Below are 13730 nucleotides of genomic sequence, written 5' to 3'. Positions count from 1 at the left end.
AGAGATGTTTCATGTGGGTGACTAAAGTACTCAAAAGCTTTCGATACGCGATCGAAGGCTTAAAGTATGCGGTTGTCACCCAGCGCAATATGCGCATCCATTTTATTACGGCATTGGTTGTCTTATTATTAAGCCTTTGTTTATCTTTATCAAAGCTAGAAATATTGCTGTTGTTTGTCTCTATCACATTGGTATTGTTTGCTGAATTGATCAATACATCCATCGAAGCAGTAGTAGATATGATCACAGGAGAATTCCATCCGCTTGCTAAGATTGCCAAAGATGTTGCAGCAGGAGCTGTATTTTTAACAGCAGGACTTGCTTTTATTGTTGGGACTAGTATCTTTTTTCCTTATTTACGGTTTATTCACACCAGTATTTCGGAACATTCTCTCTATCCGCCAACGATTGGGCTTACAGCAATTGTATTAGTTACTTTTTTTGCAACTTTTTTGCTGAAAGCATGGGTTTCGAGATATTGGAAAGACTGGGAACCGAGTTTGATCATGTCTCTCACCTTTTGTGTAGCGACATTAATCATCTTGGTAATTTGGCAGCTTCCTATAAGTATCTTGGTGTTATTTTTAACGGGCATTGCCGTGCAGTCACGTATTAAAGAAAACACCAATTATCGATCGATGTATTTTGGTGCGCTTATGGGGATTGTCATAGCTGTACTCGGATTGCAGCTTTTGTAGGAACCACCAAATACAAAATGAGCTAATGTTCCCTGAGGGAGCAGCATTATTTTGAGCTATCGCACATAATCCTGTCTCGCCTTTTGTCGACATGTAGTAATAGAATGGTTTTTAGCTAATATGCCTGTAACTTTATACAATTTACAGGGGGAGTAAGCAAACGGGTAACGTTGCAGATCTGCTCCCTTTTGCTTTTCAAAAGGAGGATTTTTATGACAAATAAGTTCCGTTCCGGATTTGTGGCACTTATTGGACGACCAAATGTGGGGAAATCAACATTGATGAATGAAGCAATCGGCCAAAAGATTGCCATTATGTCGGACAAGCCTCAGACAACGAGAAATCAAATCAGAGGCATTTATACAGATGAACATGGTCAGGTTATTTTCCTTGATACACCAGGGATTCACAAACCTAAGTCTAAACTAGGAGAATACCTCGTTAAAACAGCGCAAAATGTGTTTACAGAAGTAGATCTTATTTTATTTTTAGTCGATGCAGAAGAAGGTTTAGGCGGCGGGGATCAATACATAATCGAACGTCTAAAAGGGGTTTCTACACCAGTATTTTTGGTGGTCAATAAAATTGATAAAGTTCATCCTGACAAACTTTTGCCATTTATCGAGCAATACCGTCAGCTTCATGACTTCGATGAGATTATTCCTATATCAGCTTTAAAAGGAAATAATACAGGTCGTTTGCTTGAGTTAATTTTAGAACGCTTACCAGAAGGCCCCATGTATTACCCAGAAGATCAAGTGACGGATCATCCTGAAAAATTCATCATGGGTGAGATTATTCGGGAAAAAGTGTTAGAATTAACACATGAGGAAATTCCTCATTCTGTTGCAGTAGTGGTAGAAGAGGCGAAGTTGAGGGAAAATCAACAAACTTTATATTTACGAGCTGCTATTGTCGCAGAACGTAAATCACAAAAAGGAATTTTGATCGGCAAGCAAGGCGCAATGCTAAAGCAAGTCGGTAAACTTGCTCGTACCGAAATGGAACGTTTATTTGGATATCGCATATTCTTGGATTTATGGGTTAAAGTGCGAAAAGATTGGCGCAATGAATCCCAATATCTGAGGGAATATGGCTATCGCGATGAGGAGTAAAAAATAACCAATAACTTTGTCTCATATAAATCATGCTCCTCGGTCATGCTAACTCTGAACCCCTCTCTAGAAAGGAAGAGACTCGTTGCGAAATTTCTCATGGAGCTGTTTTCAGGTAACGGGTAGCATCGATGCCTATCTTTTATACAAAGATATAGAGGCTTTAACAGTTGAGCAGGATGAAGAACAGTTAGAGGACGTTGAGCAAAAAGAAGAGGCCTAGTAGAAAGGACAGCAATGATTATCAAATTGCAAGGAATTGTCCTTCGAAATCAACCATATGGAGAAAGTGATCATTTGCTGTTTATTTTTTCCCGTGAACGAGGAAAAGTAAGCATGATCGTAAGAGGTTCCAAAAAACCAAGAAGCAGATTTGGTGCAGTGACAGAACCTTTTACGATTGCTGATTTTGTCTGCTATCAGCATAGTCCAACAAGTATGCCGTCCCTTTCTCAGGCAGATATCATTCATCACCATCAAACTATACGATCAGATCTTTTATTGACTGCTTACGGCGCATATTGGTTAGAATTAGTGGATCGAATTATCGTAGAAAAAGAACCTGCTCTAACTTTATATAATCAGCTTGGACTGTTGCTTTCTCAATTAAATGATGGCAAAGACCCAGAAATATTGACGCGTTTACTAGAACTCGCGATCCTAGCAGCGGCTGGCTATAAACCTGTATTTTCCGAGTGTGCTAAATGTGGGACTCCTTGGCAAAATGGAGAAGCAGCAGCCTTCTCACTGACACAAGGCGGTATGGTGTGTACCAAGTGCATGACGCCGAGAGATATCAGCATTACCCCTGCAACTGCATACTACTTGCGGATTTTAAATGATATATCTGCTGATCAACTGGGAAATGTCAATATAAAATGGGAAACCAAACGCGATATGGAGACGATATTGCAATTTTATTTGGATGCACAATTGGATATAAAGACCAAGTCAAGAGCCATCCTTCAGCAGTTGCGGTCAACTTGGAATGGAAAATAACAAAGCAAACAATGGATTTTCTCTATTGTTTGCTTTTTCTTTCGTTATTAGGTTTTCTATGGTGTTGGCTGCATAGGGTACCCACATGCAGCCAACTGGAACGACAAGAACTACTCGTTCCAAGTGCTGAGGTAGTTCACTGGGGACGGAGGGTCTTGGGGATCGGATTTCTCCGTATCCACCGTGTTGTCACCCCCGAGACTCAGGACTACCGGCTGCCCCACAGAAGGAGGGGGTTCGGGATTGGAAGTCATTTTTGACTCCAGTTCTCTATGATAGCCCATCTCAGTTGATGGACTATCTCTATTTTAATGAAAGGCAGGTTGATTGTAAATTAATTATTGAAATTTAGGAATACACAGTTAATTGGTCAGGAAAAACGAGAAATAAGGCCTTAGAAATTCTTCTACTTCTGATCAAGTAATAACGACGAAGAAAAAAGGGGAATTGCATAAACCTTTTCAAGTTCATTCTAATGTGATCCAAGGCAGCGGGTAAATACAAAATAAACTCACGAAGGGTGGCCGCAGATGCCAAGAAGTCCGAAGACCCCTCCGCCCAGCGACACGGAGAGGCGCTTGAGAACAGCATGGATGCGATCAAGAAGCGCTTTGGACTCTGAGTTCTAGCTCAACCATGGTAAACGGTGGAGTTAGGTGATGGATACATGTATCATCTCCTAACTCCGCCTAGGTAAATAATTTTTTTAATAGATGTTTGATCATACACATAAGTATTATATTATGTTGATTCACAGTCTTAACATTGACAATTCCCTATTGCATTTGGTAAGCTAAAAAAAATTTGAAGTGCGATGACAGAAAAGTAGTAACGAATCCCCCACTTCCTAGCGAATCAGGGAGAGTGTGAGCCTGATAGTGGCATTCGTGAATAGGCGTTCTTGAGCATTAGGTTGAAACTGAAAGCGGACCAAAATGTGTTTTGGTCAAATAGGGTGGAACCGCGGGAAAAAAGCTTCTCGTCCCTATGTGATGTTTTTTATCATCACATGGAGACAAGAAGCTTTTTGTATTTTTTGGAGGTGAACGTGTTGAATTTTCAACAGATGATCAAAGCACTACAAGAGTTTTGGAGTGAAAAAGGATGTATATTGGTTCAATCATATGATGTCGAAACAGGTGCTGGAACATTAAATCCGATGACTTTTTTGCGGGCGTTAGGTCCTGAGCCATGGAACGTGGCTTATGTCGAGCCATCCCGTCGTCCAGCTGACGGCAGATATGGAGAGAACCCAAACCGACTTTATCAGCATCATCAATTTCAGGTCATTATGAAGCCTGCACCAGACAATATCCAAGAGATATATTTGGATAGTTTACGGGTATTGGGATTGAATCCATTGGATCATGATATTCGGTTTGTAGAGGACAATTGGGAAAATCCTACTTTTGGTGCAGCAGGGCTTGGATGGGAAGTCTGGTTAGATGGGATGGAAATCACCCAGTTCACTTATTTTCAACAAGTAGGCAGTTTGGAAACAGAGTTGGTCTCCGCTGAGCTTACATATGGGTTAGAACGCCTAGCTTCCTATATTCAAGAAAAAGAAAACGTATTTGATTTGGAGTGGGTAGAAGGCGTCGCATATGGGGATATTTTCTATCAAGCAGAATATGAGCATTCCAAATATACCTTCGAAATATCGGATGAAGCATTTTTATTTTCGCAATTCGATGCTTTTGAGCGAGAAGCAGGCAGGGCTTTGGATCAATTACTCGTTTTTCCTGCATATGATTACATTTTAAAATGCTCTCATACGTTTAATTTACTGGATGCTCGTGGATCGATTAGTGTCACAGAAAGAACGGGCTATATCAAACGAGTTCGTAACTTGGCAAGAAGATGTGCGAGAGCATTTATTGAAGAGCGAGAAAAATTAGGATTTCCGCTACTTAAGCAAGGAGGCGTTCAAAGTGAAGCATAGTTTTCTATTTGAAATTGGTTGTGAAGAGATTCCTGCTCGATTTGTTCGAAATGCAGCAGAACAATTCTCAGCAAAAGTCGAGAAATGGTTTGCGGAGCAAAGAATTTCCATCGGTGCTGTTCAAACCTTTGCGACGCCTCGTCGTTTAGCAGTATTGGTGAACGAAGTAGCAGAGAAACAAAGTGATCGCACGGAATTACTGCGTGGTCCAGCTGCGAAAATCGCCAAAGCAGAAGATGGCTCTTGGAGCAAGGCCGCGATGGGATTTGCCCGTAAAAATGGTGTGGAACTTTCTTCGTTAGAACTCAGGGAAGACAAGGGAACCGAATATGTCTATGCAATAAAACAAGAAGTTGGATTACACACAGAAGAAGTAATAATGAATTCTTTTGTGTCCATCTTAGAGAGTTTAACTTTTCCAAAAACGATGAGATGGGAAGCTACCAAGACGAAATTTATTCGTCCGATTCGCTGGTTAGTCAGTCTTTTCGATAATAAAGTGATTCCGGTTTCTTTTGCAGGAGTTACTGCTGATCGTATGACAAGGGGACATCGGTTTTTAGGGAAGGAAATCGCTATTTCTGAAGCAGAACAATATCCATTGGCTTTACGTGATCAATTTGTAGAAGTGGATATGGATACACGGCAAGAGAATATTCGAAACCAGCTTATCGAGCTGCAAAAAGAACACAGTTGGGATATTCCGATTGATCTAGATCTATTGGAAGAAGTGACTCAATTGGTTGAGTATCCAACAGTAGTCAGTGGTCAATTTGCCACCAAATATCTGAACTTACCCAAAGAAGTACTCATTACCACTATGCGCGAACACCAACGGTATTTTCCTGTGCAAAATGAGTCTGGTGCTTTATTGCCGTATTTTGTGACGATACGAAATGGGGATAAAAATGGTTTATCGCATGTCAGCCAAGGAAATGAAAAAGTATTGCGCGCAAGATTGGCGGATGCTCAATTTTTCTTTGCAGAAGATAAAAAGGTAACCATTGATCAAGCAAAAGAGAAATTAGTTAATATCGTTTACCAAGAAGCACTTGGTTCAATGGCAGAACGTGTGGAACGTGGGGAAAAATTAGCCTTAGCCATTGGAGAGACAGTGGGTCTTTCGGAGCAAGAAAAACATCAACTAGCGAGAGCTGCTTCGATTGCAAAATTTGATCAGGCAATGCAGATGGTCGGGGAGTTCCCAGAGTTAGAAGGGTATATGGGCCGTGAATATGCCTTACTTCAAAGAGAGATACCAGAAGTAGCAGAGGCACTCTATGAACAAGTACTGCCTCGCCATGCAGAAGATGAGTTACCTGTGAGTAATATTGGCTTCATTTTAGCTCTGGCTGATCGCTTAGATTCACTTGCTTCTGGATTTGGTATTGGGCTAACTGCTAGCGGTTCTCAAGATCCATATGGCTTTCGAAAAAAAGCATCCGCTATTGTTCAATTGTTGTTACAACGACCAAAAATGAACTTATCCTTAAGCAAATTAATTGAATTGGCACTGGCGGTTGTCGAAAAATCAGGTAGGCTCCAACGTCCTAACATAGAGGTTGCAACGGAACTATTGGATTTCTTTCGCTTACGATTGAAAGCACTTTTGTCTGAGCGATCGATTCGTTATGATGTGGTAGAAGCAGTGTTAGCAAGTGATATCGATAACCTTTCCAATGTGGTGCAAAAAGCAGAGGTATTGATGGAAAGTGTGCAACGGGAAAACTTTAAGGTGGAAGTAGATGGATTCATACGGGTAGCTAATCTAGCTACAAAAGGTAAGCAACAAGTTGTAAACCAGTCCTTATTGGAAAAAGAGGAAGAAATAGCTCTGTTCCATGCTTTTCAACTTTCTTTGGATGAAGTAACACAAGCTCAGGATGCATCATCTGTATACAGGGCATTGAAGAAGATCGTTCCAGCTATTCACACCTTTTTTGATCATGTGATGGTGATGGTGGATCGTGAGGACATCAAAGAAAATCGTTTGGCACTATTAAAAAGTATTCATCAACTAGTTCACTCTTTTGCTGCTTTTGAGCATATTGTATTTGAAGGGGAGTAATGAAATTTACCCTAGTTTAAGTAAATAGTAAGAAAAACCACATCATTAAGTGTTAGTACAGGGGATAATTTCTATTATCTTGATATAGGTTTTAAATCTGGACTGCGTCCCCTTTATTCAAAGGGGACGCAGTTACGTTACCTAAGCCCTAAAGAACAGGTAATGTTATTTGTCCCATTCTCCATGGATGGAGTTTAGTCTTGCAATTTCCTGATCGATCTGCTCTAGATCCGAATCGTCTAGTACATGAAGAATTCGAAGAGCCTCCAAATACCTTTGTACGGTTCGAAAGTCATCCCTCTCAATTTCCTGATCGATCTGCTCCTGAGCCGTATCGTCCAGTACATGACCAGCCTCCAAATGCATCTGTACGATTCGAATGGTACTCTTTACTCGAAGGTCAATTTCTGCTGCAGTCAACTGATGCAAATCTTCTATCTCCAATTGATACGCGAAATCCTTAACCTTTACTTCAGGTTGCCAAGGATTCCGGAGATAGTGCCGAAGATTTTGTCGATCAAGCATTTTCAGGTGAGTGATGAGCTGCCGACGAGTTTGGGTAATCATCTCAGAAGACAGCCTACCGCTTGCTGAACCCTGCACATGATGGAGAAGAGCTATTGCCAAGGACAGATTTTGGATTCTCTGTACAAGAACTTCAGGTGATAGTTCTTGCAATTTTCTTGTGTCCAAAAATTGCTTCTCGTAGAGTTGTACACTACTCACCACAGTATTATGATCGGCTTTGCCGAAGGCAAGTTCCCAAGCAGCATTATGTCTGCCGAGTTCCAAATCCTTATAACCACCACGGTTTTGGGTTCTGCTGGAGCCCCGCCTAGTCTTCAACCGAATAGAGAAGAGCAGAAATAGGGCGACTAGGAGCAGAGGAATAAGGGAGAGCCACATGTCAGCTTTCCAGATTCCCCACATGATCCCCGAATAAATGGTACCAATCACACCACCAATTTGACGGAGAAAACCATAGGTAGCAACTCCTGCACCTAGGCGTCCATGATATACCCTTGAATTGATTTCTTCTGACATACTCAGACTGCTGCTGGAAATCGCCATTCCAACCATCATCCCAGCCAGAAGAAGCAGCCAGAACTGCTCCCCAACTCGGATGAGAATCAAGCTTGCGGTCAAGAGGAAAATACTCCCCAACATAACGGGACGAAATCCTTTCTTTACCACCCATTTGGGAACAAAAGTAGCAGAGGCTACCCCATTTGTCATGGTGGTCAAGAGAAGAATAGAAGCCGCTGATTCTCCACCGGCATAGAGCGCGAAATAGGTCAGAAAGGCTAGATAAACAGCACTGATTCCTAGACTAGGAAGTGAAATCAGAAAGGCATCTTTGTCAAACAGCCTCTTAGCTTCTCCAACAGAGTGGGAAACTGCCTTCCTGACCGACCTCAGCACCTTCTGTTTCATCGGAACCTGCTCCTGTGAATGGATCAGGGTCATACCCCAAAAGATCAATCCAGCAGAAAGCAGTCCCAAGATCTGTACAGTGAGCCAAAGTTTTCCCGCATTGTCTGAAAGCTTTAGGCCGAAAAACATCGCCAGACCTGCGCCCAGATAGGAACTTGCACTGGTGAAACCAGTGATTCTCGCCTGAACGTGACGACCACTAGGCATGCTCATTCGCATGAGTACGGATAGCGCATTCACGACAAGTGAATAGGCAATCGCATTCAAAATACGAACCGTCATGTATCCCCATGTTGTATTTGTAAGAGGATACAGGGTTAGCGTTCCGATCAAAGCGGGAAGAGATATGCTTAGTAGTTTCTTCGGTCCATATCGATCCGTCACCCTTCCAAAGAGAAGTCCACAAATGGCAAAAGTGAGGATAAATGATCCAATGATCTGCCCTACGGGCATTCCCTGCTTGTCGAGGATGACATGCAAAGCCTGATTGATCAGGTCAGGGATTGCCGCAACGGTGATCACCTGACCGATCATGAGCGGTACGAGCCAGAAGGGAAGCGACTTCGATCGGAAAGAAAACATGATATTCCTTTTTTAGGTAGAATGGGACTCTTTTATATACATTTTATTAATAATCTGAAATAAAGTAAATAATAAACGATATCAATGGTTTTGTTTGTGTTTATGGTTGTTATTACTTTATTTTTATAATAATCCTTTGTTTACATGGTGAAAGCGTTATTTACTTTAGTTTACAAAATCTGTAATAGCCTTATAATAGATAGTATCACTATCATCAAATCTCCATAGTTGGTATTCTGGGGAAAAACGGAATAGGAAACAAATAATATTATTTATAAATATTGAAATACATAGAAAACAAAAAACGATAGGCAAGGAAGAAAAAATATAGTATATACTATATAAGGAGATTATAATATAAGTATGTCACATTTGGAGAAATAGGAGGTGTAAAGACCATCGAACTTACGAAACGCCAAGAAACAATCATCGAAATTGTAAAAGAAAAGGGACCTATTACAGGGGAACAGATAGCAGAAAAGCTCCATTTAACTCGTGCAACTTTAAGACCAGATCTAGCCATTCTCACCATGTCAGGTTTTCTTGATGCAAGACCGCGAGTTGGATATTTTTACACAGGTAAAACTGCTAATCAATTATTAGGAGAGCATATCAAAAGTTTATCTGTGGGTGAATATAAGTCTGTCCCTATCGTAATCCAAGAGAACACATCTGTCTACGATGCAATTTGCACCATGTTCCTAGAAGATGTTGGAAGTATTTTTATCCTCAAAAAAGAAGGATATTTGACAGGTGTTGTATCCCGAAAAGACTTATTAAAAGCGGCCATGGGAAAATCAGAACTTTCATCGATTCCAGTAGGTGTGATCATGTCAAGAATGCCAAATCTGATAATTTGTCGAAGTGAAGATTCCTTGTTTGAAGCAGCTATGCAAATGGTAAACCATCAAGTGGATTCACTTCCAGTGGTTCGGCAGCATCAAGTATATCCCCAGGAATGGGAAGTAGTTGGCCGAATTACGAAAACTTCAATTGTCAAGGCGTTTGTTGAACTAGGACAAGCAATGAAAGTATAGGGAGGTGAACCACTTGCTCGGCCATTCCATTATATATTTGGTTTCCGATTCAATCGGAGAAACAGCAGAGGCAGTAATTCGTGCAGCAGCAAGCCAATTTGGGTCCAAATCTGTTGAGATACGCCGTGTTTCATATGTAGGTGATCGAAAAACAATTAAAGAAGTCATTGAAATCGCAAGAGAAGAAAAAGCTCTGGTCGTTTTTACACTAGTGGTTCCTGAAATGCAGCATTACCTCATAAGTGAAGCAGTGAGAAATCAAGTGCCTTATGTAGATTTGATTGGACCTGTGATGAATGGAATTAGTCGATTACTAGGAAAAGAACCAAAAAAAGAGCCCGGGCTTATCCATAAATTAGATAAAGAATACTTTAGAAAAGTAGAAGCAATTGAATTTGCAGTGAAATATGATGATGGAAAAGATCCTCGGGGTGTTTTACGTGCAGATGTAGTATTAATTGGAGTATCTCGTACTTCCAAAACCCCACTTTCGATGTATCTTGCACATAGAGGGTTGAAAGTGGCGAATATCCCGCTTGTTCCAGAAGTAGAACCACCTGATCAACTCTATTTGATTCCTCGTAAGCGTTGCATTGGGCTTATCATTGATCCTGAACATTTAAATAGTATTCGACGGGAACGCCTCAAAGCATTAGGGTTAACTTCCGAGGCTAGTTATGCGAATATGGGTCGAATATTAGAAGAATTAGAGTACGCTGAACAAATCATTCGTCGAGTTGGATGTCCTCAAATTAATGTGACCAATAAAGCGGTAGAAGAGACTGCAAATATCATCTTGGATATGATCAACAAACAGGGGTGAAAGCAATCCATGACAACAAAAAAAGTGTACTTATTTCCAGAAGGTTCCAAAGATCAGAAGTATCTCCTTGGCGGGAAAGGTGCAAATCTAGCGGAAATGACAAATGCAGGTTTGCCCGTTCCGGCAGGTTTTACGATTACGACGGAAGCTTGTCTCGATTATTATCGTGAAGGTGAACTTTTATCCAATGTGTTAATGGAACAAGTATACACTGCATTAGATCAGCTAGAGCAACAGACTCAGAAACAATTTGGCAACGACATAAATCCACTCTTGGTTTCGGTTCGGTCGGGTTCCGTTTTTTCTATGCCGGGAATGATGGATACGATTTTAAATTTAGGTCTTAATGATCAAACAGTAGCAGGCTTAGCGAATTTGACCAAAAATCCAAGGTTTGCCTATGATTCTTATCGTCGTTTTATCCAAATGTTTTCTAATGTAGTGTTAGGAATTGATCACTACTTTTTTGAAGATGTCATTGATGAGCTAAAAGAAAAAAGAGGTGTTTCGGAAGATACAGCTCTTTCTGCCGAAGATTGGCAAGAAGTGATTGGACGTTACTTAAAGATCGTTCAAACCAAGACGAATTCACCTTTTCCTCAGGACCCAAAAGTTCAGTTATCTCAAGCGATAAAAGCTGTGTTTCGTTCTTGGAACAACGCAAGAGCAAAAGTGTATCGCAAGATCAATAAAATTCCTGATGATTTAGGTACTGCGGTAAATGTGCAGTTGATGGTTTTTGGTAATTTAGGCGATGATTCAGGAACTGGAGTTGCCTTTACGCGCAATCCATCAACTGGAGAAAAGGAATTGTATGGAGAGTTTTTAATCAATGCTCAAGGGGAAGATGTGGTTGCAGGAGTAAGAACTCCAAAGCCAATTGCTGATTTAAAAGAACAGATGCCATCTATTTATAAAAAGTTTGTAGAATTATCTAGCCTATTAGAAGGACATTATGGAGATATGCAAGATATTGAGTTTACAGTGGAACGAGGAAATCTATATATTTTGCAAACACGGTCTGGTAAAAGAACAGCACAAGCAGCTGTCAAAATTGCTGTTGATCTTGTAAGTGAGGAGAAAATTAGCAAAGAAGAAGCGCTGCTCCGCATCGATCCAGATCAAATGGATCAAATGTTGCATCCTCGTATCGATCCAAATGTCACTTTACAAGTCATAGCCAAAGGTTTACCAGCATCTCCTGGGGCTGCATCTGGCAGTGTAGTATTTGATGCAGATGAAGCAGAGAAAATGACAGAAAAAGGACATAAAGTAATTCTCGTACGTCCTGAAACTACTCCTGAGGATATCCATGGTATCCTTGCAGCTCAAGGGATATTAACTAGTCGCGGGGGAATGACTAGTCATGCTGCTGTAGTTGCTCGTGGAATGGGCAAAGCCTGTATCTGTGGCTGTGAGCAATTAAAAATAGATTTGCGAAATGAATTGGTTGTAATAGGGAATCTCACGATTGCAAAAGGGGATCATATTACGATTGATGGAAGTACTGGTCAAGTAATTCAAGGAACAGTACCTCTGATTGATCCTAATCTTTCCACTGAATTTGAACAACTTTTGCTTTGGGCAGACGAAGTTCGTCGTTTGAGAGTTCGAGCAAATGCTGATAATCCAGTAGATGCGAAAAAAGCTAGAGAATTTGGAGCTGAAGGCATTGGACTTTGCCGGACAGAACATATGTTTATGGAGCCTGATCGAGTCCCGATCGTCCAACAAATGATTTTAGCAGACAATGAAGAAGAACAACAAAGTGCCTTATCCAAATTACTGCCGATGCAGAAAGAAGATTTCAAAGGAATTTTTGCGGCGATGGATGGATTACCAGTAAATGTTCGTCTTTTAGATCCTCCTTTACATGAGTTCTTACCAAATATGGAGGAGTTAGTAGTAGAGCTGACGAAAATGCAGTACGAGAAGACAAATCCGAAAGAGTATGTAGCAAAAGAAGCTTTGCTAAGGAAGGTTCGCGCACTGCATGAGTTCAATCCTATGTTAGGACATCGAGGCTGTCGGCTTGGCATGACAAATCCAGAGATTTATCAGATGCAAGTAGAAGCACTCTTTTTGGCTGTTGTAGAATCAAAACAAACCGGAATTACTGTAATTCCAGAGGTAATGATTCCTTTAGTAGGGCATGTGCAAGAATTAAAAGCTTTGCGAAGAATGGTTATCGCAGTTGGAGAAAATATTCAAGAAGAAACCGGAGTTTCTTTTGATTACACCATTGGTACGATGATTGAAATTCCTCGAGCAGCGCTAACTGCGGAAGAAATAGCAGAACAAGCTGACTTTTTCTCGTTTGGAACAAATGATTTGACACAGACTACCTTTGGATTTAGTCGTGATGATGCTGAGGGCAAGTTTTTGCACACTTATGTAGACCAAAAGGTGCTGCCAGAAAATCCATTTATTGTGTTGGATCAGGCTGGTGTTGGTTCCTTGATCAAAACGGCAACTGTAGCAGGGAGAAAGAAGAAAGAAGGGCTGAAAACAGGAGTATGTGGAGAGCATGGAGGAGAGAAAAGTTCCATCCAATTTTTCCACGACACAGGTTTAGATTATGTCAGTTGTTCACCATTTCGAGTTCCAATTGCAAGGTTGTCGGCAGCACAAGCACAATTAAACAGCTCTGTCAAAAAAAATTAAAGAATTAGACCCGGTGTTACCGGGTTTTTTTGTGGATTTTGTATGCGATAGGTAAATCTTACTAATCTAATTTTGTAATAAAATCTATTTTATAATTTGTATTTTTAGGGTATATTAATGATTGTATGTCCTAAATACGGGAAATTATTCAATTAGAAGGACTCTATACAGTTTTGTAGAATAGAGCATATAAGATTACTTCAAGTAAAATCCATTTTTTAGGAATCTTTTTGCATTACATCTCGATTCACTGCAAAAAAAGAGGAGATACATAAATCTTTCGTACATGTAAACATTACCAAATAAATTTCTAGTAATTTTGCAGGAGATTCTTTTTTTGCGGCGAACTATTCCAAGTGCTAATTCAT

General features: G+C 40.6%; 10 protein-coding genes. 9 read left to right on the top strand and 1 reads right to left on the bottom strand.

Features of this window, described 5'->3' with window-relative positions; all coding sequences use genetic code 11:
* Nucleotides 1-11: 11 nt before the first annotated feature.
* From AC5WOF_RS00505 to glyS, 6 genes are all read left to right on the top strand, one after another.
* The gene (locus tag AC5WOF_RS00505) at nt 12-698 is read left to right on the top strand and encodes a diacylglycerol kinase (RefSeq protein WP_496047994.1); all 687 of its coding nucleotides are present in this window, start codon (nt 12-14) and stop codon (nt 696-698) included.
* Between the two features lie 212 nt (nt 699-910).
* Entirely contained in the window at nt 911-1813 is a 903-nt protein-coding gene (gene era / locus AC5WOF_RS00500) for a GTPase Era (protein WP_496047993.1), read from the top strand.
* 85 nt (nt 1814-1898) lie between these two features.
* A complete protein-coding gene (locus AC5WOF_RS00495; RefSeq protein ID WP_496047992.1) occupies nt 1899-2036 on the top strand; it encodes a YqzL family protein in 138 nt (45 codons plus the stop codon).
* A gap of 14 nt (nt 2037-2050) precedes the next feature.
* Complete coding sequence (gene recO, locus AC5WOF_RS00490; protein WP_496047991.1) at nt 2051-2812, top strand: DNA repair protein RecO; 762 nt, start codon at nt 2051-2053, stop codon at nt 2810-2812.
* A gap of 1051 nt (nt 2813-3863) precedes the next feature.
* A complete protein-coding gene (glyQ, locus tag AC5WOF_RS00485) occupies nt 3864-4754 on the top strand; it encodes a glycine--tRNA ligase subunit alpha (RefSeq protein ID WP_496047990.1) in 891 nt (296 codons plus the stop codon).
* The gene (glyS, locus tag AC5WOF_RS00480) at nt 4744-6822 is read left to right on the top strand and encodes a glycine--tRNA ligase subunit beta (RefSeq protein WP_496047989.1); all 2079 of its coding nucleotides are present in this window, start codon (nt 4744-4746) and stop codon (nt 6820-6822) included. Before glyQ ends, glyS begins: the two co-directional genes overlap by 11 nt.
* Nucleotides 6823-6987: 165 nt before the next feature.
* Here the strand turns inward: glyS and AC5WOF_RS00475 are convergent, their stop codons facing one another.
* A complete protein-coding gene (locus AC5WOF_RS00475; protein WP_496047988.1) occupies nt 6988-8838 on the bottom strand; it encodes an MFS transporter in 1851 nt (616 codons plus the stop codon).
* Between the two features lie 380 nt (nt 8839-9218).
* On the opposite strand from AC5WOF_RS00475, the gene ccpN reads away from it, so the two are divergent.
* The 3 genes from ccpN to ppdK are packed head-to-tail and all read left to right on the top strand — an operon-like array spanning nt 9219 to nt 13362.
* Nucleotides 9219-9875: a transcriptional regulator CcpN gene (gene ccpN / locus AC5WOF_RS00470; protein WP_496048806.1), complete on the top strand. Its 657-nt coding sequence runs from the start codon at nt 9219-9221 to the stop codon at nt 9873-9875.
* Nucleotides 9876-9888: 13 nt separating this feature from the next.
* Nucleotides 9889-10698 (top strand): pyruvate, water dikinase regulatory protein, encoded by an 810-nt coding sequence (locus tag AC5WOF_RS00465; protein ID WP_496047987.1) that lies wholly within the window; start codon nt 9889-9891, stop codon nt 10696-10698.
* A gap of 9 nt (nt 10699-10707) precedes the next feature.
* Nucleotides 10708-13362: a pyruvate, phosphate dikinase gene (gene ppdK, locus AC5WOF_RS00460; RefSeq protein WP_496047986.1), complete on the top strand. Its 2655-nt coding sequence runs from the start codon at nt 10708-10710 to the stop codon at nt 13360-13362.
* The last annotated feature ends 368 nt before the right edge of the window (nt 13363-13730 follow it).

Source organism: Shimazuella sp. NTD250 (genome assembly GCF_059510375.1).
The sequence above is the reverse complement of the archived record's forward strand: the minus strand, read 5'-3'. Positions and strand labels throughout refer to the sequence as shown.

Bases quoted from the DNA above. Each gene is read 5' to 3' on its own strand.
- AC5WOF_RS00505 (WP_496047994.1), top strand. From the start codon at position 12: ATGTGGGTGACTAAAGTACTCAAAAGCTTTCGATACGCGATCGAAGGC.
- era (WP_496047993.1), top strand. From the start codon at position 911: ATGACAAATAAGTTCCGTTCCGGATTTGTGGCACTTATTGGACGACCA.
- recO (WP_496047991.1), top strand. From the start codon at position 2,051: ATGATTATCAAATTGCAAGGAATTGTCCTTCGAAATCAACCATATGGA.
- AC5WOF_RS00475 (WP_496047988.1), bottom strand. From the start codon at position 8,838: ATGTTTTCTTTCCGATCGAAGTCGCTTCCCTTCTGGCTCGTACCGCTC.
- ppdK (WP_496047986.1), top strand. From the start codon at position 10,708: ATGACAACAAAAAAAGTGTACTTATTTCCAGAAGGTTCCAAAGATCAG.